General features: G+C 38.7%; 25 protein-coding genes. 10 read left to right on the top strand and 15 right to left on the bottom strand.

Features of this window, described 5'->3' with window-relative positions; translation table 11 throughout:
• From CKK03_RS02455 to CKK03_RS02445, 3 genes are all read left to right on the top strand, one after another.
• On the top strand, nucleotides 1-654 hold the full coding sequence (locus CKK03_RS02455; protein ID WP_099361045.1) for a response regulator: 654 nt from the start codon (nucleotides 1-3) through the stop codon (nucleotides 652-654).
• The gene (locus tag CKK03_RS02450) at nucleotides 647-1,753 is read left to right on the top strand and encodes a PAS domain-containing sensor histidine kinase (protein ID WP_099361044.1); all 1,107 of its coding nucleotides are present in this window, start codon (nucleotides 647-649) and stop codon (nucleotides 1,751-1,753) included. The genes CKK03_RS02455 and CKK03_RS02450 overlap by 8 nt, the downstream gene beginning before the upstream one ends.
• A gap of 112 nt (nucleotides 1,754-1,865) precedes the next feature.
• Entirely contained in the window at nucleotides 1,866-2,771 is a 906-nt protein-coding gene (locus CKK03_RS02445; protein ID WP_099361043.1) for a nuclease-related domain-containing protein, read from the top strand.
• A gap of 629 nt (nucleotides 2,772-3,400) precedes the next feature.
• Here CKK03_RS02445 and fsa read toward each other — a convergent pair.
• Together fsa and tkt are read right to left on the bottom strand one after the other, a co-directional pair.
• Nucleotides 3,401-4,066 carry a fructose-6-phosphate aldolase gene (gene fsa / locus CKK03_RS02440; protein WP_099354003.1) on the bottom strand — a complete coding sequence of 222 codons (666 nt, stop codon included), beginning with the start codon at nucleotides 4,064-4,066 and terminating at the stop codon, nucleotides 3,401-3,403.
• 91 nt (nucleotides 4,067-4,157) lie between these two features.
• Nucleotides 4,158-6,167 (bottom strand): transketolase, encoded by a 2,010-nt coding sequence (tkt, locus tag CKK03_RS02435; RefSeq protein ID WP_099361042.1) that lies wholly within the window; start codon nucleotides 6,165-6,167, stop codon nucleotides 4,158-4,160.
• A 320-nt stretch (nucleotides 6,168-6,487) separates the two neighbouring features.
• Between tkt and CKK03_RS02430 the strand changes: the two genes are divergently transcribed.
• Nucleotides 6,488-7,651, top strand: a complete 1,164-nt coding sequence (locus CKK03_RS02430; RefSeq protein WP_099361041.1) for an ROK family protein — start codon at nucleotides 6,488-6,490, stop codon at nucleotides 7,649-7,651.
• Between the two features lie 33 nt (nucleotides 7,652-7,684).
• On the opposite strand, the gene CKK03_RS02425 is transcribed toward CKK03_RS02430, so the two are convergent.
• The 8 genes from CKK03_RS02425 to CKK03_RS02390 form a co-directional block, all read right to left on the bottom strand.
• Nucleotides 7,685-8,470, bottom strand: a complete 786-nt coding sequence (locus CKK03_RS02425; RefSeq protein ID WP_099361040.1) for a DUF2705 family protein — start codon at nucleotides 8,468-8,470, stop codon at nucleotides 7,685-7,687.
• A 16-nt stretch (nucleotides 8,471-8,486) separates the two neighbouring features.
• Nucleotides 8,487-9,281: an ABC transporter permease subunit gene (locus CKK03_RS02420; protein WP_099361039.1), complete on the bottom strand. Its 795-nt coding sequence runs from the start codon at nucleotides 9,279-9,281 to the stop codon at nucleotides 8,487-8,489.
• Nucleotides 9,282-9,287: 6 nt separating this feature from the next.
• The gene (locus CKK03_RS02415) at nucleotides 9,288-10,172 is read right to left on the bottom strand and encodes an ABC transporter ATP-binding protein (RefSeq protein ID WP_099361038.1); all 885 of its coding nucleotides are present in this window, start codon (nucleotides 10,170-10,172) and stop codon (nucleotides 9,288-9,290) included.
• A gap of 19 nt (nucleotides 10,173-10,191) precedes the next feature.
• The gene (locus CKK03_RS02410; RefSeq protein ID WP_099361037.1) at nucleotides 10,192-10,815 is read right to left on the bottom strand and encodes a TetR/AcrR family transcriptional regulator; all 624 of its coding nucleotides are present in this window, start codon (nucleotides 10,813-10,815) and stop codon (nucleotides 10,192-10,194) included.
• A 116-nt stretch (nucleotides 10,816-10,931) separates the two neighbouring features.
• Nucleotides 10,932-11,468 carry an HD domain-containing protein gene (locus tag CKK03_RS02405; RefSeq protein WP_099361036.1) on the bottom strand — a complete coding sequence of 179 codons (537 nt, stop codon included), beginning with the start codon at nucleotides 11,466-11,468 and terminating at the stop codon, nucleotides 10,932-10,934.
• A 59-nt stretch (nucleotides 11,469-11,527) separates the two neighbouring features.
• Entirely contained in the window at nucleotides 11,528-12,250 is a 723-nt protein-coding gene (locus tag CKK03_RS02400) for an amino acid ABC transporter ATP-binding protein (protein ID WP_099361035.1), read from the bottom strand.
• Nucleotides 12,247-12,903, bottom strand: coding sequence for an amino acid ABC transporter permease (locus CKK03_RS02395; protein ID WP_099361034.1), 657 nt, complete (start codon nucleotides 12,901-12,903; stop codon nucleotides 12,247-12,249). The genes CKK03_RS02400 and CKK03_RS02395 overlap by 4 nt, the downstream gene beginning before the upstream one ends.
• Nucleotides 12,904-12,973: 70 nt before the next feature.
• Complete coding sequence (locus CKK03_RS02390) at nucleotides 12,974-13,807, bottom strand: basic amino acid ABC transporter substrate-binding protein (protein ID WP_099361033.1); 834 nt, start codon at nucleotides 13,805-13,807, stop codon at nucleotides 12,974-12,976.
• A gap of 241 nt (nucleotides 13,808-14,048) precedes the next feature.
• On the opposite strand from CKK03_RS02390, the gene CKK03_RS02385 reads away from it, so the two are divergent.
• The 3 genes from CKK03_RS02385 to CKK03_RS02375 all read left to right on the top strand — a co-directional run bounded on the left by CKK03_RS02385 (nucleotide 14,049) and on the right by CKK03_RS02375 (nucleotide 16,297).
• Nucleotides 14,049-14,966 (top strand): ABC transporter permease subunit, encoded by a 918-nt coding sequence (locus CKK03_RS02385; protein WP_099361032.1) that lies wholly within the window; start codon nucleotides 14,049-14,051, stop codon nucleotides 14,964-14,966.
• Between the two features lie 9 nt (nucleotides 14,967-14,975).
• Nucleotides 14,976-15,875 carry an ABC transporter permease gene (locus tag CKK03_RS02380; RefSeq protein WP_099361031.1) on the top strand — a complete coding sequence of 300 codons (900 nt, stop codon included), beginning with the start codon at nucleotides 14,976-14,978 and terminating at the stop codon, nucleotides 15,873-15,875.
• A gap of 80 nt (nucleotides 15,876-15,955) precedes the next feature.
• A complete protein-coding gene (locus CKK03_RS02375; protein WP_099361030.1) occupies nucleotides 15,956-16,297 on the top strand; it encodes an ASCH domain-containing protein in 342 nt (113 codons plus the stop codon).
• 46 nt (nucleotides 16,298-16,343) lie between these two features.
• Here CKK03_RS02375 and CKK03_RS02370 read toward each other — a convergent pair whose 3' ends face one another.
• Nucleotides 16,344-16,772, bottom strand: coding sequence for a YbaN family protein (locus tag CKK03_RS02370; protein ID WP_099361029.1), 429 nt, complete (start codon nucleotides 16,770-16,772; stop codon nucleotides 16,344-16,346).
• A 179-nt stretch (nucleotides 16,773-16,951) separates the two neighbouring features.
• Between CKK03_RS02370 and CKK03_RS02365 the strand changes: the two genes are divergently transcribed.
• Nucleotides 16,952-17,407 carry a DUF2269 family protein gene (locus CKK03_RS02365; protein ID WP_099361028.1) on the top strand — a complete coding sequence of 152 codons (456 nt, stop codon included), beginning with the start codon at nucleotides 16,952-16,954 and terminating at the stop codon, nucleotides 17,405-17,407.
• Between the two features lie 36 nt (nucleotides 17,408-17,443).
• On the opposite strand, the gene CKK03_RS02360 is transcribed toward CKK03_RS02365, so the two are convergent.
• From CKK03_RS02360 to CKK03_RS02350, 3 genes are all read right to left on the bottom strand, one after another.
• Nucleotides 17,444-17,722 carry a hypothetical protein gene (locus CKK03_RS02360; RefSeq protein ID WP_099361027.1) on the bottom strand — a complete coding sequence of 93 codons (279 nt, stop codon included), beginning with the start codon at nucleotides 17,720-17,722 and terminating at the stop codon, nucleotides 17,444-17,446.
• Nucleotides 17,723-17,868: 146 nt separating this feature from the next.
• The gene (gene scpC / locus CKK03_RS02355) at nucleotides 17,869-19,380 is read right to left on the bottom strand and encodes a succinyl-CoA:acetate CoA-transferase ScpC (protein WP_099361026.1); all 1,512 of its coding nucleotides are present in this window, start codon (nucleotides 19,378-19,380) and stop codon (nucleotides 17,869-17,871) included.
• A gap of 151 nt (nucleotides 19,381-19,531) precedes the next feature.
• The gene (locus CKK03_RS02350; RefSeq protein WP_099361025.1) at nucleotides 19,532-20,176 is read right to left on the bottom strand and encodes a LytTR family DNA-binding domain-containing protein; all 645 of its coding nucleotides are present in this window, start codon (nucleotides 20,174-20,176) and stop codon (nucleotides 19,532-19,534) included.
• A gap of 163 nt (nucleotides 20,177-20,339) precedes the next feature.
• On the opposite strand from CKK03_RS02350, the gene CKK03_RS02345 reads away from it, so the two are divergent.
• Complete coding sequence (locus CKK03_RS02345) at nucleotides 20,340-20,816, top strand: DinB family protein (RefSeq protein WP_099361024.1); 477 nt, start codon at nucleotides 20,340-20,342, stop codon at nucleotides 20,814-20,816.
• A gap of 706 nt (nucleotides 20,817-21,522) precedes the next feature.
• On the opposite strand, the gene CKK03_RS02340 is transcribed toward CKK03_RS02345, so the two are convergent.
• Nucleotides 21,523-22,578 carry an AbrB family transcriptional regulator gene (locus tag CKK03_RS02340; protein WP_099361169.1) on the bottom strand — a complete coding sequence of 352 codons (1,056 nt, stop codon included), beginning with the start codon at nucleotides 22,576-22,578 and terminating at the stop codon, nucleotides 21,523-21,525.
• A 96-nt stretch (nucleotides 22,579-22,674) separates the two neighbouring features.
• On the opposite strand from CKK03_RS02340, the gene CKK03_RS02335 reads away from it, so the two are divergent.
• The gene (locus CKK03_RS02335) at nucleotides 22,675-23,094 is read left to right on the top strand and encodes an acyl-CoA thioesterase (RefSeq protein ID WP_099361023.1); all 420 of its coding nucleotides are present in this window, start codon (nucleotides 22,675-22,677) and stop codon (nucleotides 23,092-23,094) included.
• Nucleotides 23,095-23,129: the final 35 nt, after the last annotated feature.

Here is a 23,129-nt window from a genome sequence, read left to right as displayed (position 1 = left end):
GTGGTTAAATTACTGATTGTGGACGACCATGCAGTTGTCCGTTCGGGACTGATGATGCTATTGAACGGGAAAAATAATATAGAAGTAATTGGGGAAGCCTCTGAGGGTGACGAAGCGATAAAAAAAGCAAAGGAATTAAACCCGGATGTCGTGCTAATGGATTTAAGCATGCCTCATGGAAAAGATGGATTAACAGCAACACAGGAGCTTCACGAACTCATGCCAGACATCGCAATCCTCATTTTAACCATGCACGATGATGAGGAATACTTATTTAGGGCGATCCAATCTGGAGCCTCAGGCTATATTTTAAAAAATGCTCCACACGAGGATTTGCTGGGAGCAATAGAATCAGTTTCAACAGGGAATGCCTATTTAACACCCTCTGCAACAAAGGTTTTGATGAGTGGATATTTGGACCGCGTCAAAAAGGGAGATAATGCGGACACATTCGCGTTGCTTTCAGAAAGGGAAAAAGAAGTGCTCGAATGGATTGCTAAGGGTTATTCAAACAAAGAAATCGGCGAGCGTTTAGTGATTAGTGTAAAAACCGTTGAATCACATAAAAGCAACTTAATGGAGAAACTCGGGTTGAAATCTCGACCAGAGCTTGTGAAATACGCAATGAAGAAAGGATTATTGCACTTTGAATAAAATTGACCGACTCAAACACCAATCTGAAATTGGCGGCCCAAATGTTTTGAAGCTTTTGGCCGATCTAGATAATCACATTGAGGACCCTGCTTTTCGCGAAGATGTTGAGAAATCATTACGTCATCTTGCTGATTTAACCTTCGCACTAGATGAATCCTCAATTGTTGCCATTACAGATCGACAAGGAAAAATTCAATATATCAATAATAAATTCTGCGAAATCTCAAAATTTTCGAGGGAAGAGTTAATGGGGCAGGACCACCGAATCATTAATTCTGGCCATCATGACAAGGAATTCTGGAAGGAAATGTGGCGTACGATTGGGTCTGGCCATGTATGGAAAGGTGAAATTAAGAATAAAGCGAAGGACGGATCATTTTATTGGGTCGATACGACGATTGTTCCCATTTTATCTGAAAATGGACGCCCCAATCAGTATTTAGCCGTACGACATGAGGTTACCGCCTTAAAAGAAACACAGGAAGAGCTAAAAAGCATGATGACCCGCGTCATCAGTATCCAAGAAGAAGAACGCAAACGTTTTTCACGCGAACTTCACGATGGCATTGGTCAAAGTATGTTCTCATTATTGATTCAACTCGATCAATTACTTAGCGAAAAGCCGGATGAGCGCCTTGGCCGTTTGCGGCAGGATGTTTCCTTTATGATGGAGGACATCCGCAGTCTTGCCTGGGAACTTCGCCCTTCTGTGTTGGACGATCTCGGTGTCGTTCCAGCCCTTCGAAAATATATTGAACACTACTCCCAGCATTACGGAATTAATGTGGAGTTCGAATGTACATTAAAGACACGCCTCGATATTCATAAGGAAACAACCATTTATCGCGTTGTCCAGGAGGCGTTAACCAATATCGCCAAATACGCCAATGTAGCCGAAGCGGTTGTTAAGATTCAAGAAGGCGATTCGGACGTTACCGTTGAAATCATCGACAAAGGCCAAGGCTTTACAGTTGATGAAAAAGGAAACGGTGTGGGCCTTTTCAGCATGGAAGAACGTGCTCGAGGGATCAGTGGTAGCATTACCTTGGAATCCGAGGTTGGTAAAGGTACTTCATTAGTGTTAGTGGTACCGAAATAATGGTTGGCCTGCTCTGATGCAGGCCATTTTTTTATACCACATTTCGGATTCTCCTTTGAATCTACTAAATTTTCAAATATAATGAAGGTAATTACTAGAAAGGATGTATGCTATGATCTTAAAACACCGAACAAAACCGGATGAACTGATTCTTCTCGAGTTATTAGACAAGCGAAGTGAATTGTCTAGCAAGGATATGCAGTACTTATCTAATCAAAAAAAAGGTTACGAAGGAGAAGTACGATTCGATACCTTGACGGAACAACTTCAGTGCGAATGCTTACTATTAAATGGATTATTACTAGAAGTAAATAACACAACCTTCCAAATAGACACTCTTACTCTGATCAATGGGAAAACTCACTTTTATGAGATTAAAAATTATGAAGGCGACTACTATTATGAGGCAAATAAATTATTCAAGAAACCCAAACACGAAGTGAGCAACCCCCTACTACAATTAAGTAGAAGCGAAACTCTGTTAAACCAATTGCTTCGCAACCATGGATGTCACCTCCCAATTGATGCTTCTGTTGTTTTTATCAATCCCTCATTCACTCTTTACCAAGCACCCCTAAATTTACCGGCGATATTACCAACTCAAATCAATAACTACATGAAGACATTGGACGCAACCCCTGTAAAAATAAACGAAAAACAGAAAAAAATAGCGGATTTATTAATGTCATTGCATATCGCCAAATCCCCATTTACTAAAATTCCAAATTACCATTACGAGCATCTTCGCAAAGGGATTACTTGTGGGAAATGTGATTCATTTTCTGTAGTGGTTGAAGGTAGGTTATGTAGATGTGAAGAGTGTGGACATAAAGAGTTGGTCGCTGACGCTGTAATACGAAGTGCTAACGAATTTATGATACTATTTCCAGACCAAAAGATTACTACCAATGCTATTTATGAGTGGTGTAAGATTGTACAGTCAAAAGAGAGAATACGCTACATTCTATCAAAGAATTTTACTATGGTTGGGGTTCGCCAATGGTCATATTTTGTTTGAATTAAAACGGTGTTGGATCGTTTTGCGTTTTGTTAACTGGGGATACTTTAAGAAGAGGATTTCATACTAATTCCTCTACACTTTCCCTCTTCATCCATTCGATGAAGAGGATTCAGTACTATTTCTTCGACGCTTTTCCTCTTCATCAGCTCGATGAAGAGGATTCGCAAATATTTCATCGGCTCTTTTCCTCTTCATTCACTTGATGAAGAGGATTCAGCACTATTTCTTCGACGCTTTTCCCCTTCATCTATTCAATGAAGGGGATTCAGTGCTGATTCCCTGAACACTTTCCTCTTCATCCACTCCATGAAGGGGATTTACAACTATTCCATCGGCTCTTTTCCTCTTCATCAGCTCGATGAAGAGGATTCGGAGCTAATTCCTTGTACACTTTCCCCTTCATCCACTCCATGAAGGGGATTCACAACTATTCCATCGGCTCTTTTCCCCTTCATCCATTCGATGAAGGGGATTTATTACAAATTACTAGTCCCTTTTCCCTTTCACCAACCCCAGGTAACAAACTCGGACCCATATCCATATCTATTTTCCCCAAAACAAAAAACCCCAATCCGCACCAACAACACTTGCGAATCGGGGTTTCCCATATAAAAACTAAATCTCAATTATTTTACTGCTTTAACCCAGTCAGCTGCAAATTTTTCAAGTCCTTGGTCTGTAAGTGGGTGCTTAGTAAGTTGCTCAATTACAGAGTATGGAATTGTTGCAATATGCGCACCAGCTAGAGCTACACGAGTAACGTGGTCTGGGTGTCTTACAGATGCAGCGATGATTTGAGAGTCTAAGTTGTGAACACGGAATAGCTCAGCGATTTTTGCTACAAGCTGTACGCCATCTTCAGAGATATCGTCTAGACGACCTAAGAATGGTGATACATAAGTTGCACCAGCACGAGCTGCTAATAGAGCTTGGTTCATCGTGAAAATTAAAGTAACGTTAGTTTTAACGCCTTTTTTAGATAGGTAACGAGTTGCTTCTAATCCAGCTACTGTCATTGGAACTTTGATAGTGATGTTTTTGTCGCCACCGTTGATTTTGAGAAGCTCTTCAGCTTCCGCGATCATTTGTTCAGCAGTTTCCGCATCTGGAGATACTTCAGCAGATACACTTTCTACTTCTGGCACAGTTTGAAGGATTTCAGCAATGCGGTCTTCAAATTTAACGCCTTCTTTTACAACAAGTGATGGGTTTGTTGTTACACCAGATAGTACACCCATTTTATACGCTTTTTTAATGTCATCTAAGTTAGCTGTATCGATAAAAAATTTCATTTCTTTTTCCCTCCAGTATCTTATCTTCCATATTGTTAGAAACATTTGACTCACCTATACTTATTGGTGGGTCAAATGAGTTAGTAAAAAATTACAGTACTTCTTTAAAGTTCTTTACAACATTCTCAACTGTAAAGCCGTATTCTTGTAGAAGTTTACCCGCTGGTGCAGATGCTCCAAATGTGTTAACTGCAAGAACTTTACCTTCGTCGCCAACGAATTCTTTCCACCCTAGTGGAGAAGCCATTTCGATTCCAAGACGAGCCTTAACAGCTTTTGGAAGAACGGTTTCTTTGTATTCAGCAGATTGCTTTTCGAAGCGATCCCAGCTTGGCATACTTACTACTGATACGAAAATGCCTTCTTTTTCAAGCTCTTTTTGAGCTTCAATTGCTAATGAAACTTCAGAACCTGTTGCAAGTAATAGACCCGCAACTTCTCCTTTTGCTTCAGAAACAACGTAAGCACCTTTTTTAACACCTTCATAAACAGCTTCTTGATCAAGCTCTAATGTAGGTAAACCTTGACGAGTTAATACAAGTGCTGTTGGCGTGTCAGTACTTTCAATTGCTAAGCGCCATGCTGCAGCAGTTTCTTTTGCGTCAGCTGGACGTAGAATAGAAAGACCTGGCATTGCACGTAAAGCAGCTAATTGCTCAACAGGCTCATGAGTTGGGCCGTCTTCACCAACTGCAATTGAATCATGTGTAAATACATATGTTACAGGTAGCTTCATTAAAGCTGCTAGACGAATTGCTGGACGTAGGTAGTCAGAGAATACGAAGAAAGTTGCTCCGAAAACTTTTACACCACCGTGAAGTGCCATACCGTTGATAGCAGCACCCATTGCAAATTCTCTAACACCGAACCAGATATTACGAGCAGCAAAGCTGTCGATTGCATAGTTCTTTTCAGAAGTGATAAGTGTTTTGTTTGATCCTGCTAAGTCTGCTGAACCACCGATTAATTGTGGGATTGCAGTAGCAGCAGCATTTAATGCTTTACCTGAAGCATCACGAGTTGCAACTGAAGAACCAGCATCAAAGCTTGGAAGTGAAGCCTCCCAGTTTTCAGGTAGCTCGCCATTTAATGCCATTTCAAATTGAGTTGCTAATTCAGGGTATGCTTTTTTATATTCTGCAAATAATTCATTCCAAACACTTTCTTTTTGCTTGCCAGCTTCAACGAATTGGCTGTAGTGTTCTTTAACTTCTTCTGGTACGAAGAATGGTTCTTCATAAGTCCAGCCGTATGATTCTTTTGTTAAAGTCACTTCATCTTTACCAAGTGGAGCACCGTGAGAAGCAGATTTTCCACCTTTGTTTGGAGAACCAAAACCGATTGTTGTTTTAACTTCAATTAATGTTGGACGGTTTAAATCCGCTTTTGCTTCTTGTAATGCTTTTTGAATTTCTTCTGTATCATTACCATTTTCAACGCGGATAACTTGCCAGCCGTATGCTTTAAAGCGATCTTCAACACTTTCAGAGAAAGAAAGGTTTAAATCACCATCTAATGAAATATCGTTTGAATCGTACATCACGATAAGACGACCTAATTTTAAGTGACCTGCTAGTGAAGCCGCTTCTGCGGAAACACCTTCCATTAAGTCTCCGTCACCACAAATTGCATATGTAAAGTGGTTTACTAATTCATAATTGTCTTTGTTATAAGTTTCAGCTAGATGTCTTTCTGCCATTGCCATACCAACAGACATTGCAACACCTTGGCCAAGTGGACCTGTAGTTGCTTCAACACCTGGAGTATGACCAAACTCAGGATGTCCTGGAGTTCTACTTCCCCATTGACGGAAACCTTTTAAATCGTCCATTGTTACATCGTAACCGAATAAATGTAATAAGCTATATAAAAGCATGGAACCATGTCCAGCTGATAATACAAAGCGGTCGCGGTTGAACCAGTTTGGATTTGCAGGGTTATGATTCATTTCTTTTGCCCAAAGAGTGTAAGCCATTGGAGCTGCACCCATTGGCATTCCTGGGTGTCCAGAATTTGCTTTCTCTACACCATCAATTGATAGAGTTCGAATCGTATTAATTGCTAACAAATCTAATTCTTTGTTATTTAAAGCTGTTTTCATGTAACCACACTCCTAATCTATTAAATTAAAGATAGTAATCCTATTGTTATACCCTACCTAAAAAAACCAATCTTTTCAATCTTTAAAATAAGTTGTATAATTAATTCGTTCACTAAACAAATTATAACCATTTATAATGTACCACCCTAGCCTTTATTCGTCAATTATCTAAATACAAACAATTATGTCAAATGTAAATTTAGTTTTTTGAAAGCGTCACCATAGAAAAAATTCACATATTGCCATTAATTATGTATAACTTAATGATGAAATCTTCTTTTTAAAATTTAGTTGTACCAACTACCAGATGGAGGATTTGTATGATTACTGGAGATGCAGCATATATAAAAAAAATAAATCGCTCGCTTATTTTAGAAAAAATCGTTCAAGAAGGCATGATCTCGAGGGCTGACATTTCCAAAGCAACAGCACTTACAAGGGCCACCGTTTCTGCACAGGTTGCTGATTTATTAGATGAAGACTTAATCATTGAAACTCAGCTAGAGCATAATAGTGTTGGGCGAAAGCCAATTATGCTTTCATTAAACGCTAGGGCCGGTTATGCGCTGGGAATAGATGTGGATTACAACCAAATCTCATTCACGATATCGGACTTGCTCGGGAAGCTTGTTTTTGAAAAGTCGATCGAATGTAAAAGCCGAGCCTACGAGGACATTCTTCAGATACTAATTGAACAAATAAATTTACTTGATGAGGAATACAGTGACAACCGTTATGGCATTATCGGTGTCGTAATTGCGATTCACGGACTTGTTGGAAAAGATGAAAAGATTCATTTTGTACCTCGATTCTTGTGGCGCTCTGTTAATTTGAAGGAAGACCTTGAAAAAGCATGCGAGCTCGAGATTCATATTGAAAACAATGCAAATATGTCCGCATTTGCTGAAAGGGTCTTTCTTCACCATGAAACGAACAGCCTACTATGTACCACGATTTATTCTGGAATCGGGCTTGGGATAATTATGGACAATCATTTCTTTCGCGGAAATGATGGGTTCGCTGGTGAAGTCGGTCATATGATCGTCGTTCCACACGGGAGGTCATGTTCTTGTGGCAATGAAGGGTGCTGGGAACAATATGCTTCAGAGTCCGTCTTTTTAGAAAATATAAGAGTGGAAAAAGGTCTTTCCTCTTTTACATATGATGACTTGAAAAAGCTAATTGCTGAAAGCGACCAAGATATCCTTGAGCGTCTCGAACACTTTATTTACTACCTATCCATTGGTTTAAATAATATGATTAACATGTATAATCCGGATACCATTATACTTGATGGAGAAATCTTACGTCTCTACCCCGATTCTATAAAAAAAATAGAAGAGCATTTATCCTCTTCTATCAGTCACTATCGTGAATTATCGGTTTCAACCTTAGGCAAAAGAACCGTTCGAATGGGTGCATGTGCCTTTGCAATCAAACGCTTTTTAGGCGTACCCATTTTAAATTTAACCTATAAAGAATGAATAACCATCTAAGGAGCAGGAGCCTGCTCCTTTTTATACGTTCAGATCTCTTTTTTTATAAAAAACATAGGTTACTGCTGTTAGAATGACGATCAAGCAAATGGAGATAACGACGAACACTACTTCAAACCCATCCCCTGTCAGCATATTTTCCGCTGTAAAATACTTAAATGGGACAACATATTTGAGGACTTCAAGTTTTTCACTTAAATCAATGACAATCGATAAAATAAAAGTTAATAGCAGAATTCCTGTAGCAATGGGAGCTACTCTTTTCGGTTTTCGGATAACTGCTGCAAGTGCAGAACCAAGCACTAAAAAAAGGATTTGTAATATAAACATTCCGCCCATTAACTTAAGTAGGTCCTCAAACCCATTATCCATTTCAAAAATCAAAACCGTCGCAATCGTTGTAACAGCATTAAAAACGATAAGATTAATAAATGCAGCTACTAGCTTCATCGTAATTACCTTTGTACGGGTAATGGGTTTTACAAATAAAAATTCAAAGGTCTTATCCCGTTCTTCCTTTGCAATGATGGAAGCCCCCATCATCGAGGCATGTATTGTCGCCATCAAAAGCAAATATAAATACAGAATCGCGAAATACCCAATCGGTGTTGATAAATCTAACGTACCCGTCCCCATTAAGGCTTGAAGTGCTTTTGGCATCGACTCTACAAGTTCATTCAAGGATTGCCCAGATGAAGAAAGGCTCGAGTATTCGGTGTTTCCCATGAATATTAAGAGGACAAGTCCGATGCTCCAAATGATGAGAGACTTTCGGTATGCCTTCATTTCTCTTAAAAATACATTCATACAAAGACCTCCTTTCTTACACAGAATGAATATCTTTTTTCGTATAGTAGATATAGCTCGCGATAATTGCAACAGCTACAATCCCTGATCCAACTATTAAAAATGCTCCCTCATAGCTAGTGTGTTCAATCATATAGTACGAATCAAAGTATTTAAAAGGAGACAGATATCGTTTAAACTCATCACCACTTGAACTAAGCATCCCGATAATGAAAAAAGCAAAAACAGTTCCTAAGGAAACGGAGAGTACCGATTTTATTTTCGGCAAGTAAACGGAAAGGAAGATCCCTATCGCAAGAAAAATGACTTGCAATAAAAACAACGAAATCGAAATTAGTAAAAACGCTTTTGTACTGTATTCATCCGTTGCCACTGCGGCTACCATAAGCCACGAGGCAACTATATATACAATGCTTGTGAACAGAATCGATGTAAATGCAGCTAAAACTTTTGCCGTTAAAATGGTTTTTCTTGTGATTGGTTTTGTTAGTAAGAAGTCCGCAGTTTTTTCTCTTACTTCCTTTGACACAATCGCCGTGCCAAAATTCATCGCCTGGATCGCCCCACAAAGGCTAATGTACACAAACACGTAGGAGTAAAATCCGAGAACGGAACCAAAGGTATCAACCTGTAGTCCTAATGCTTGCTTCATTGCATCCGGAAAACCATCCAACACCTTTTTATAATCTTCAATATCCTTTGCAATTGTGGGAAATATCGACATAAACAAGACCATCATTCCAACGAGCGATAATGTCCAAATGAGCGTGGTTTTTCGATAGGCCCTACATTCATGAAGAAAGACGTTCATATCATTTTAGGCCTCCTTCTCGTAATAATGCATGAAAATCTCCTCAAGGTCTGGCTCTGATACGGACAGATTGGTAATCTCAATTCCAGCGATTCTTTCCATTACACTATTGATATTACCTTTAAACAGGAAGCTAACTTTCTGATCTGTAACCTCTAAATCAATTACCCCTGGAATTGAAAAATAGTCTTTTTCATTTGGAGCTAATGGTTCAACCTCAAATCTTTTAAAATTGTTATCTTTTAAAGTACTAATCTTTTCAACGGTTACGATTTTACCTTCCTTGATAATAGCAACCCTGTCACACAGGCGTTGAACCTCGCTTAAAATGTGGGAAGAGAAAAGAATCGTCACACCTTTTTTATTTTCTTCCTCTAGCAAATCAAAAAAGCGCTGCTGCATTAATGGATCGAGCCCGCTCGTTGGCTCATCAAGAATCACAAGCTTTGGTTCATGGAGAAGTCCCTGGACAATGCCTACCTTTTTCTTGTTTCCAAGTGATAAATCATCAATTTTACGATTAAGGTCGAGTTCCATAATCTCAGCTAGTTCTTTGATTCTCTTGGAGCAATCCTTTTTATAAAAGCTTGCCGAATACTTAAGCAGGTCCTTCACTTTCATATTGTCATAGTAAAAGACTTCTGATGGTAAATAACCGATTTCCTTTTTAACTTCAGACGAGAATTGAACTGTGTCTTTCCCGAAGATCTTTGCACTTCCACTTGTCGGGTAGATGAGGGACAGCATGGTTCGAATGGTTGTGGACTTTCCAGCACCATTCGGCCCAATAAATCCGAAGATCTCCCCCTCCTCCACATGGAAGCTAATATCTTCAATCCCCCGCGACTTTCCATACATCTTTGTTAGGTTTTGAATTTCAATGACATTCATTTTCCAAGACCTCCCTACATTATTTGTAAAATGCTAGTTTTAGCATTTCAATGTATCCGTCCATTTCTTCAAGCAGATCTTCGAGATTTAACTGGTCTAACGGGATCTCTTTTGTTTGTTCTTGCTTTTGATAACCAAAGGCTTCGAGTGACCAAAAAATAATATTCATTGCTTTTTGAATATCGATTCCTTCCTTAAATTTTGATACATCAATCGAACTCGCTAGCTTCGAATAACTACTGGTAAGGATATCCTTGTTTCTTTTTTCAAGTTCAATCTTAATGTCCGGTGAATCTTCCTCAAAGGCAAGTCTTACAAAGTTAAACATCTCTGGGTGTTTTTTCATTAGTTCAAATTTAATCAATGTTATACTGCGAAATTTAGTAAAAATATCAGGCTCATCAAGGTCAATATTGGCAAATAAGTCATTAACCATTAACTCTAAATAATAGTCATATAAGAACAGATATAGTTCTTTTTTATTTTTAAAATAATGAAACAACAGCCCCTTTGATATTCCCGCTTGCTTTACAATTTCATTTGTTGATGCATTCGCATAGTTTTTTTCAGCAAACTCTTTGGTGGCTGCATTTAAGATTCGTTCTTGCTTTTCTCGCTCTAAGTTGAAGAATTTTGAAAGCATGGTAAAACCTCCAATTAACATTGACCGATGTGGTCAATTCCATTATATCCCTTGTTGACCACGTCGGTCAATAATAAAAAAAGGCCCCAAAGATTACCTTTGAGACACAGTCAGTCCTAACCAAACAATTGATCGATTTCCTTTTTAAGCTCTTCTAATAATGAAAAAGTTGAGGTATGACCTAGGCTTTCGGCTACATTCCGGTAATACCACTCTTGTTTATCCTTACCACGGCTAAATCTGCGCCAAACTTGATCGCCCTGCTCCTCATAGTCTCGGATGATTGACCGGATATTATGTAGCTTATCCGCACATACGACTGTTCGGTTATCTTCTGAGGCAGTCCTTAGAAATGAAATCGTATGTTCCTTCCTTGCTTCCCACGGCAGAGATTTATCCGGCTCTGAACAACCGTCCACAAGTTCTGCTACCTCATCACCAAAGCCATCTCTAATATCCGTTAGAGTTAACTCGGTATCCTCCACCGTATCGTGTAATATTCCTGCAGCTACTAGTTCCGTGCGCGCATTTATCTTCATTAAAATAAGGCCTACCCCAAGTGGATGTGTGATATATGGAATATTCGTTAGTTTACGATACTGCCCGTCATGTGCTTTACTCGCAACAATAATTGCTTTCTCAATCATGTCCATGATATTGATCTCCTCCTATCAAAAATAACCTGACACACAATGATGCCAGGTATCCTCAATTAAAGTACTTTACTCAAAAAGGCTTTCGTACGATCATGTTGTGGACTTTCAAATAATTCCTTTGGTTGATTCTCCTCAACAATATAGCCACCATCCATGAAAAGAACACGGTCACCCACTTCACGAGCGAAACCCATTTCATGGGTCACGACCACCATTGTCATTCCTTCTCGTGCCAGTTGCTTCATAACTTCTAAAACTTCCCCAACCATTTCAGGGTCAAGCGCAGAAGTTGGTTCATCAAACAGCATGATTCTGGGTTCCATGGCAAGTGCTCTTGCAATCGCAACACGCTGTTTTTGACCACCAGACAATGAATCCGGATAAGCGTCTGCTTTCTCTGCAAGACCAACCTTTTTCAATAGCTCCATCCCTTTATTATACGCTTTTTCATTCGAAACCTTCTTTACTTTCAATGGCGAAAGCATAATATTCTCCATGACGGTTTTGTGAGGAAATAAATTAAACTGCTGGAACACCATCCCGACATCTGTTCTAATTGAATTGATATTTGTTTTCTTATCAGTAATATCGACACCCTCTATAAAAACATGCCCCTCATCTATGGACTCCAATAAATTAATGCAACGTAAAAAGGTTGATTTCCCGGATCCCGAAGGACCAATGACCACCACAACCTCCTGGGGCTGAATATCAACTGAGATCCCTTTTAACACTTCATTCTTCCCAAAAGACTTTTTTATATTGTCTACTTTGATCATTCTGTTTTCAACCTCTTTTCAAGATAGTTTAGTAGGATTGTCAATGAAAGAGTTAAAATCAAATAAATGAAGGCCGCAGTTAAATATGGTTCCCACACACGCGCATATTGGCCAGTCATCATACGACCCCAGTGCATTAATTCCGGAGTTGCTACTACCGAAAGAAGGGACGAATCTTTTATAAGAATAACAAATTCGTTTCCTAATGGAGGGATCATTCGTTTAAATGCTTGAGGGATAATGACGTATCTCATCGCTTGAGCATGTGTCATTCCCAAGGAGCGAGCGGCTTCCATTTGCCCACGGTCAAGGGATTGGATACCTGCTCTAAAAATCTCTGCTATGTAGGCTGATGCATTTAATGTAAGTGCAATAACACCAGCGACAATTCCGTTTGTTCCACCTAAAAATAGGGGAACAACCCCAAAGTGGACTAAGAAGATTTGGACAAGTAGTGGTGTCCCGCGGAAGAAAGTTATGTAAAACATAAATGGAAGAGAAATCCATTTATTACGGATCATTTTTCCTAGGCCAATAAATAGACCTAGGATTGTCCCAAGTAAGATTCCGGCAATCGATAAGCCGATGGTTAATAATGCTCCTCTCCCAAAATAGGGAAGATAATCTATGATAATATCAAACCTAAAATCCATGGTGTGTCCCCCTTTTTATAAGCCAAAAATTGCGTAACACATTGAAGTCGTTACGCAATTTTTCACTGGTTTATTTCGAAGCTTCTTGTTCTGCCTTTAATGCTTCTAAATCTGGCTCTGCTCCAAACCATTCTTTATAAATATCTGTGTATTTTCCGCTTTCAATAATGGCTTCAATTGCTTTATCTAAATCAGCTTTTAAGTCGTCACTGCCCTCAGGGAACATCATGCCGTAGAATTCAGCATCAAATGTTTCTTTGTCTCCAACAACCTTTAGCTTTTTGTCTGGATTTTGCGCAGCGTAGTATTCAATAACACCGTTATCCGCTACAACCGCATCCGCTCCACCACTTTCAAGCTCAAGAATGGCTAAGTTATTATTTTCAAATGCTTTAATGTCAGGATGCTTTTCACCAAGTACTTTTTCGACAGCGAAATGTCCAGTGGTCGATGCTTGAACCGCTACCTTTTTTCCTTTCAAATCATCAGCAGTTTGAATATTACTATCTTCAGGAATCATAATTTTATTTGTTGATAGGAAAAAGGGAATCGTAAATAGATACTCCTTCTTACGGTCTTCGGTAATCGAAATTGACGAGATTGCCATATCATACGAACCTTTATTTAATTCAACAAAAATTGGATCCCAACCCGTATGTTTAACATCTAGTTCGTAGCCTGCCTCCTCAGCTACAGCATGAAGCACATCAATTTCGAAACCAACGATTTTGTCACCTTCCATAAACTCGAATGGTGCATATGCCGCATCTGTCATAACCTTAAGTGTCTTTTTTCCTGTATCTTCTCCCTCTTTTTCTCCACCTGTCCCACTCGTATCGCTAGTTCCACAGGCTGCCAAGAAGAGAAATACAAGCATGATTGAAAAAACCGTTATTTTCTTCACATATGTAACCCCTTTCACTTTTTATAAAATTTAAAATAGTTAACTTTTTCCTTATATTATCACAATGGTAGTCTAAAAGAAATATAGAATTGTTTTCCCCCTTTGATGAATGACTATCGTTACATTTTATGAACCTTATATAGAACTATAGAACTAACTAAACGACAAAACGGTGGTGACAGGAACTGGAATTTCGAATATATTTAGAATAGTAGCTATTTTCGAAAAGGAAGGTGTCTTTGTGGGGGTTGTGAAAGAGTTCGGAAAGATTTTAGCCATTTATTTATGTGTATTTCTATGTGTGATATTATTTGTACTTTTCCCTCGCGAACCTAGTATTGATTTTTCCGGTAAGGCAATGACTGTTGAGTATTCCTATCATTTTAATCTGAAAGAATATACAACGAGTGTAGGCACATTTTTAAAAAATGTTTATGAGAATAAAAGTCTTGGAGGAACTAAATTCGCCTCCCTCTCAGCCGAAGATGAAATTGCGAAGTTTTTTCCGAGAAGTCTTAAAATCATTTTGATTGGGTTCATTCTTAGTGTCGTGTTCGGAATAGTAAAAGGGATTCTTGACTATCGATGGACAAATTCAAAAAAGAGCTTTTTAGGAAGTGGTGCCACCTGGTTCTTCTCAGGAGTTCCTGACTTTTTTATTATCATTTGTTTAAGCTATTTTCTACTATTATATGTACCAGATTTTAGCATCATGGGAACAGAAGCCTGGTGGAAATTTATCGCACCTAGTATTCTCGTATCAATTGCGCCAATGCTTTATGTAGCAAGAATCACGTCGGTTTCACTTCTTACTCAGGACCGCGAACCCTACATTCAAGTGGCATTTGCTAAGGGATTCACAAAAAATAAAGTGTTGCTCAATCATATGATGAGGTCCTGCTTAATCACGGTTTCTAGTCATTTGCAATCAATAATGGTATTTGTTCTATCAAACCTATTGGTTGTCGAATATTTACTAGGTTACCAAGGAGCTGCCTATCGATTATTTTCAGCAATTGGCTATACCAACTATATCCCACCAGGTGGCGGTGCCGATGAACGTGGTCTAATCATTGGGATTTGTATAAGCTTTCTAATACTTGTAATGGTGGCTCATATGATAAGCCAAGTACTCAAAATGAGATTAGATCCAAAATAGGGGTGTTTTATGTTAAATCGAAATTGGTTTTTAATCACCGGCATATTTATGTTAAGTATTCTTCTTCTCGTTACCTTTGTGGGTCCACATATTCCATATGTCAAAGAAGGAATTGAAGAGGGCAGAATTCGTTTTTTAGACGGTGGTAAGGGTTTGCTTAAAGCACCTTTTTCACCAGGGCAACAACCTCCTTTTGGCTCTGACCATGAAGGTAGAGATTTATTAAGTGTAATCATCGTTGGTGCGAAAGATACACTAAAAATCATCTTAGGCATTGTGGTTATTCGCTATTGTTTAGCTATCCCTCTTGGGTTATTAGCAACACGTAAAAATAATCCCTTTTCCTGGATAGTTACGACTTGGAACAATGTCTTTTCGAGTATTCCGATTATTTTTTCTTCACTGCTCTTATTGGCAATTCCAGCCCTTGTAATGAATGAAAATCGTTTATGGTGGTCGGTTTTACTTTTAGCATTAATTGAGGTTGGAAAAGTAAGTCACATCATCCGTGAGGAAACCCAAAGAATCGTAAGAAAACCGTATATAGAGGCTGGAATTACAGTCGGCATTTCCCCGCTTCGACTAGCGTTAGGAAACATTTTACCCAATACATATCCTGCAATTATGGTAAATTTCTTTATTGATATCGGAAGAACCTGTCTTTTAATCGCACAGTTAGGTATTTTTGGTGTGTTTCTTTCACAAGTGTTTGTTCAAACCAACTATGGTGCTGGAGAGATGATTAATACAAGTCTTAACTGGCCAACGTTACTTGGACAGGCTAGAAAAGACATGATTAGCTCGATTTGGATTCCATTTTGGACGTGTGTTGCAATCTCCTTTACGATGTTTACTTTTACCATTCTAGGGGAAGGCTTGAGAAGGTATTTTGATCGAAAAACAACCTAAGTTGTCAATATTCCTTGTTAAAGTGTATAGTAAATGATGGGAAATATTATTGAAAACTGTAAGTTGAAAGGAGCTTGTTAATGACTACACCAAATAATGAATTACCAGCTAAAACATGCACCATTGAGCGTCTTGTGACAATGGAGTCAGACGTAAAAAAAGTGTTAGAAGGTAAAAAAACAGCTACACGCAGAAATGGTCGATATGCAGACGTAGGAGAAATCATGACTCTTGAGGGTCAACAATTTAAAATTGACCGTGTATTTGAACAATCCCTAGGTGAGTTGACAGATGCGGATGCAAAACGGGAAGGCTTTGATACTGTTGACGAATATAAAGAATCGATTCTTTCCTACCATCCTGGCATGCCTTGGCTTCCTCATATGAAAGTTTGGGTTCATGAGTTTAGTAAAGTCAATTAAAAACATCAGAAAACCCTTGTCATTATAAGGTGGACAAGGGTTTTCTCTATTTATGACTTGTTTTTTCAAAAAGTGTCTGCTGGTGTAATGCATAATCTTCAGGTGCTACCGTTTTTATTTTTGTGATGAAATAATAGTATTTGTAGATAACAACTGCGACCAAAAACAACTTTAACCAGATGCTATCTAAAATAAAAAATGGAACTGCAATCATCGCATCTGCGGTTAACAAAATGGTCAACTTTTGTTTTAACGTCATTTCACGCCGCTTCACAAAACCTTCTAAATGCTTTTTATAGATACTAGTCCCTTTAAACCACCGATCAAATTTTTCCGATCCTTTTACAAAAAAGAATGATGCTAGTAGTAACAGGGGCGTAGTGGGGATGATGGGCAATACGATTCCTACTACCCCAAGGCCAAAGAAAATAAAACCTAAAACAATATATAAAAATTTCGTGATATTCTTCACCATAATGTCCCCTTTCTATGACTATAAGGACTTCTTTCCTATTATACCACGTATCTTTTACTGGAAAACCACTGTCACAAAATAGTAAGATTATGAATAGGGAGTTGTGAGTTACATCACTTACCTTTTTTATTATAGTGCTATCATAATAGTGGAATATGTTGTAAATGGGGGACCATAAAATGGATGTTGTTTATCAAGCACTTGTTTTCATACATATTTTTTCAGCCATCCTTGGAATGGGACCTGGCTTTATTTTAACAACGGTTGTGAAGTCGGGAGATACGATGACAGAGCTTAGACATTCGTATGCAATTAGACATAGGCTACACATATTTGTCATGGTTGGTGGTATACTCCTGCTCGTTTCTGGACTTTTAATGGGGGCTATTAATCCTTATCTCTTTACGATGGGCTGGTATGTGACAAGCTTATTGCTGTTTCTTGTTGCGCTCGCAATGGGACCATTTGCCCTTACCCCTAAATCAAAGCCAGTAAAAGCTTTATTAGAATCACATCAAGGTGAAGACATTCCTGCTGAATACTATCCTTTGGCAAAAGCTCTTTTTCGAGTAGAGCATATCGAGAATACAGTCTTTTTGATTATCATTGCATTAATGATCTTAAAGCCTTTTTAAATGATATAACTGTTTATTCTACAAAATCCCCATCATTCATTGGTGGGGATTTTCTTCGAGTGCTTGTTTCTTTTTAAATGGAAATGTGGCTCCTTGTGTAAGTAGACTTATTAATAGAACAACCCCGACAAGTAAGGATGCAATTATCCAAAAATTAATGCCAAATCCAACAACCTTGAATGCCCCTTCGTAATAATTCACGTCTGGACGATTCATATTAGAGGATATGATCGCAGCCGTAACATGTTTTGTGGCATACAAAAAAGCAGAAACCGCGATGAAAAAACACCCCACAAATGCCTTAACTTGTTTCATTCTACCCCTCTTCTCTATTTCACTTTTGGTTAATCGTACCATGATTACAATTGGTAGGACATATTACTTTTTGCCTATGTTCGATACAGGGTTTTCTCACAAAAAAATGCCGCATAAAGAATTTCTTCTTTATACGGCTCTAAGGTTTATGCTTCTACTAATTCTTTTTCTAGCATAGTACCTTTTTGTGCAAAGTTTGTATGCCATGAGAATGCTTTTTCTAATACATGTGGTGTTTGGCCACCTCTTGTAAGTGCTTCTTGGTAGTAATCACGAAGCTGTTGCTTATACATTGGATGTGCACAGTTTTCAATCAATAATTCCACACGTTCTCTCGGCGCAAGTCCTCGTAAATCTGCATATCCTTGCTCTGTTACGATGACATCAACATCATGCTCTGTGTGGTCCACATGTGAGACAAATGGAACGATACTTGAAATGTCGCCACCTTTTGCAATTGATTTTGTAACAAAAATCGCTAGGCGTGCGTTTCGAGCAAAGTCACCAGAACCGCCGATTCCGTTCATCATCTTTGTACCAAGCACATGGGTTGAATTGACGTTTCCATATATATCAAGTTCAAGTGCTGTGTTTATAGAAATAAGTCCGAGACGACGGATAATTTCAGGATGATTTGAAATCTCCTGTGGTCGCATAATTAAACGATCACGATACTTGTCAAAGTTTCCAAACACTTTTTTCATTTTTTCTTCTGATAAAGTTATCGAACAACAGGAAGCAAAGCTTACTTTCCCAGCATCCATTAAGTCAAATACCGCATCCTGTAATACTTCAGAATAAACCTCTAAATCTGTGAAATCCGAATCAAGCATACCGTGAAGTACTGCATTTGCCACAGATCCAATCCCAGATTGTAGGGGTGCAAGTTTCTCTGTTAAACGGCCAGCCTCAACTTCTTTTCGTAAAAAGGTTAAAAGATGCTGTGCCATTATTTCTGTTTCTTCATCTGGTGGTACGATTGTTGACGGAGAATCAGTTTGGTCTGTAAACACAATTCCCTTGATTTTTTCAACATCTACTTTGATTCCAGGCAAACCAATTCGATCATCTGACTTTGTTAACGGAATAGGTTCTCTTTCGCCTTGCTTACCTGGTGCATATAAATCATGAACTCCTTTAAGCTCTGTTGTTTGTGCAAGGTTGATTTCAACAATGATTGATTTAGCATGTTGTGCAAAGGTTAAAGAGTTCCCGATTGAAGTTGTAGGAATGATTAACCCATCATCATCAATTGATATCGCTTCCAAAATTGCAACATCGACATCCATCACATTTGAACGAATTAATTCTGATGTATGAGATAAATGCTGATCTACAAACAAGAAGTCCCCATTGTTAATACCTTTTCTCATTGTTGGATCAGCTTGGAATGGTAAGCGTTTACCTAAAATTCCTGCTTCAGCGAATAATTTATCAACATCAGAGCCTAATGATGCCCCTGTATATACGTTTACTTTTAGGCTTTCCGTTTCGGCACGTTTTACAAGTGCAAATGGTACCGCTTTCACATCACCGGCACGTGTAAAGCCGCTGAGGCCTAATGTCATACCGTCCTGAATCCACTCTGCTGCTTCTTCGGGTGTTACAACACGGTCATGTAGACGGGTGTCCTTAATGCGATCTAGTTTATTAGTCATATTCTCCCATCCCCTTTATGAAATTGAATATTAAGATAATTTTACCTATATTCTCTACATGAAGTGGGATTTCTGGAGTAAAGAACATAATAATTCGATAAAAGAGAAGAACAAACCCCCAAAGCAGAAGATTTGTTCTTTTTCTAGAAAATTAGAATCCTAAAAGTTTCCGAAAGTAACTTGAATAATTTTGACTAACAGGGACCCGGGCACCGTTTTTCATTTCTAAGACAAATGTGGAATGAGTATCGGGATGTATTTCTTTGATTTGATTCACATTCACGATAAATGAACGGTGGCAGCGAATAAAAGAGTCCTTTGGCAACGTGTATTCAAATTCCTGTAACGAATATTTATGTGTCCCCGAGAAACCTTTTGTGTACACATGCGTTTTTTTATCTTTTGCCTCAAGGTAAAGCACATCTGAGAACGGGATGGGAATCCAGCCATCTGGAGACTTTACGGTTACCACCGATTTTCCATCTGTTAATGCTGGGTAAATTGCCGTTACGCATCCTTCCAACTGTTCCCCATGAAAAAAAGGTACGGCCATGCCATGATAAGGAATGCCAAATACGTCACGATTAATAAATTCGGAAGCCTTTTGTCTTGACGTAATGGCTTTATACGCAATGGTCCCCTCTTTTACTTCATCACCTGGTTTAATTTTCAAATCAATTCGTTTACTTGGTCGATAATAAAGATATTCTTTTGTATTTGAGACAGCAATTGATATCTCGTCGGAGAACAATTCCCCAATCACATCTAAGAGTGAGCCAATTGTTATATCCTTCACACGTCAACATCCTTTGTTGTAGAAATCTAGTATCCTCTTCTATTTTACAAGTAATTCATAGATAAAACATCATCCTTCACAAAAATTCATCATGTGCGTTTAAAATGGCTTTTACTTGTGTATGAAGTATAATGTTAGTAATCACGTTTTAGGAGGAATACATATGTACCATACACTTGAAGAATTCTTACAAGATTGGAATTATGAAGGTAGTGCCACTCAACAAATCCTTGACGCTTTAACAGATGAGTCATTATCACAGTCTGTTGCAGCTGGTCACCGTACATTAGGTGAACTTGCATGGCATGTTGTGACTTCCGTACATCAAATTATTTCACAAACTGGACTTCAGTTCGAAGGTGCGGCTGGTGAAGCAGTTCCAGCATCAGCAAAGGAAATGGCCGATAGCTACCGTACAACAAGTGAAAACTTAGTTTCTGCGATTAAAGAACAATGGAACGATGCAACATTGAAGGAAATGAAAGAAATGTTTGGTCAACCAATGCCTGTTGCCGTGATACTTGGCATGACGAATACCCACCAAATCCATCACCGCGGACAAATGACAATCCTAATGCGTCAAGCTGGATTAAAAGTCCCTGGCGTTTACGGTCCATCAAAGGAAGAATGGGGCGCATAATCTAACATTAAGTTTGGCCACTAGGGTACCCTAGTGGCTTTTTAGTATTGTCTGGTTTTGGGTGATTCGTTCTAAATGAGTTTAGGGTGATCAGGGTCTAGTTTCAGGATGCTTTTAGCCTCATAGAGTGGTACCACTTTCCATTAACTAGGAAGTTGATGGTACTCTAAATCCTTTGGAGTGACATCATTTTCCATTTTCTAGGATGTTGATAGTACCCCAAGCCTTTCAGAGTAACATCACTTTCCAGTTCCTAGGATGTTGATAGTACTCCAAGCCACTCAGAGTGACACCAATTTCCAGTTTCTAGGATGTTGATGGCACTCCAAGCCTTTCAGAGTGATATCAATTTCCATTTCTAGGATATTGATGGTACTCTAAGCCTTTCAGAGCGACATCATTTTCCAGTTCCTAGGAAGTTGATAGTACTCTAGCCTCTTTAGAAGACACCGCTACTCCGATATACGCTCTTACAAGCGTAAAACCACACTCTAGTTGACATAATCTTTTTCAATCAAACGTTTGTTTAGCGGTCTACCCCTTGGGGCACAAGGGATTCCATTTTCAATCAAGCGTTTGTTTGAATTTTTGCTTACAGAATTTCTAGAAACTACAAATTCTACCTTCAAACGCCCGTTTAACTTACATCCCTTGGTACACAAGGGTTCCCAGCTTCAATCAAATGTTTGTTTGAATGCTCTTTTTGTCATGCAGCTACTTTTTCCCTTCTCGTAAACATCCATTTTAAAAAGCTCGGTACGATTAAAATAATGAACAATAGTCGAATCAGCTGTAATGAACTTACTACTGCAGGATCTGCTCCGATTGCGGTCGCGGTTAATACCATTTCAACCAAACCGCCCGGTGAAAAGCTCAGTAATGCAGTTGGTACATCTAAATCTGAAATTATGGCAAATAGATAGCCAAAGCCAAATGAGAATACGAGTAATAACAACGTGAGAATAAAGTAAACTCCACAATACTTTCCACCAATCTTTAAATCTCTTAGATTGATATTATTCCCCATTCTCATCCCAACCGTGATTTGGGCAAGAATTAGTAACCATGGTTGAATAGGTGGTAACCCCACTCCCACTACACCGAGTAAAACCGTAACTGCAAGTGGACCAATCACATACGCCGCCGGGAGCTTATTTCGAAGGAGCCACCCCGCTAAGAGAGCTATACTGAACCATAAATATGCATAAGCAGGTACACTGCTGAGATTTTTTGTGACCTCAAATGGATTTCCAACACTTGCTATGAACCAATGCGTCACAATAAACGGAACCATGAACACAACCGTTAACAAACGAACCGTTTGAAAAATCGTTACCATTGCAGAATTTGCTTTTAACGAATGGCTTGCGGCAACCATTTCGGATAGTCCCCCAGGGATTGAGCCGAACACACTGGTCATCGGATCAATTTTAATAAATCGGGTTACAAAAATACTATTTACTACACTGACCGTCAAAAGCAAAATTGTCATAATTAAAAATGGGATGATATACGGATAGACCGTAATAAAGGTTTCTTTAGTAAAGGACAATCCGAAGTAGATTCCTAGTGTCGCGAGTCCAACATTGTACAAGCGTGCTGACACAACCATTGTTCGATGTGTAATGGCTTTGTATAAAATCATGAATGTCATCGGTCCCAGTATCCACGGAATCGGAAAGTGTAATAAATAGAACGCCATTCCCCCCGCACCCGCTACAATATAGGACTCTATTAAGCCTTTCTGCTGTGAAAATTTCATATATATTCGACCTTTCTCCTTTTTCATTCTTCTATTATAATATGCAGGAAAAATCCCCTCTTTGCAGAATATACTTTGTAAAAAGGAGGGAACAGCTTGGAAAACTTTCATTTTTCACATACTATTCGCGTGAGGTATTCTGAAATCGATGGTCAAAAAATTGTTTTTAACGCGCATTATCTTACATATATAGATATCGGCTTCACTGAATACATGCGTGAAATTCTTGGGCCTGATTGGCTTACAAATCAACACTCTTCCCAATTTGAACCAGTTCTTGTTAAAAGTACCGTTGAGTACAAAAAACCAGCATTACTAGATGATCTCATCACTATTTATGTTCGGGTAAAAAAATTGGGTACTTCCAGCCTCACCCTTGAGAGTATCATAACACGAGATGATGAAATCTTAGTTGAAGCCGAAACCATCCAAGTAAATTACAACAATGTTACTAAAACATCTACACCTATACCTGATGACATTAAACATAGAATACAAGAATTTGAAGCTTTATAGACCTAAAATGAAGGCGCTAGTAGACACCTTATTTT

The organism is Fredinandcohnia onubensis (assembly GCF_002734215.1).
Taxonomy (GTDB): Bacteria; Bacillota; Bacilli; order Bacillales; family Bacillaceae_L; genus Ferdinandcohnia; species Ferdinandcohnia onubensis.
This window is presented reverse-complemented; position numbering and strand designations above follow the sequence as displayed.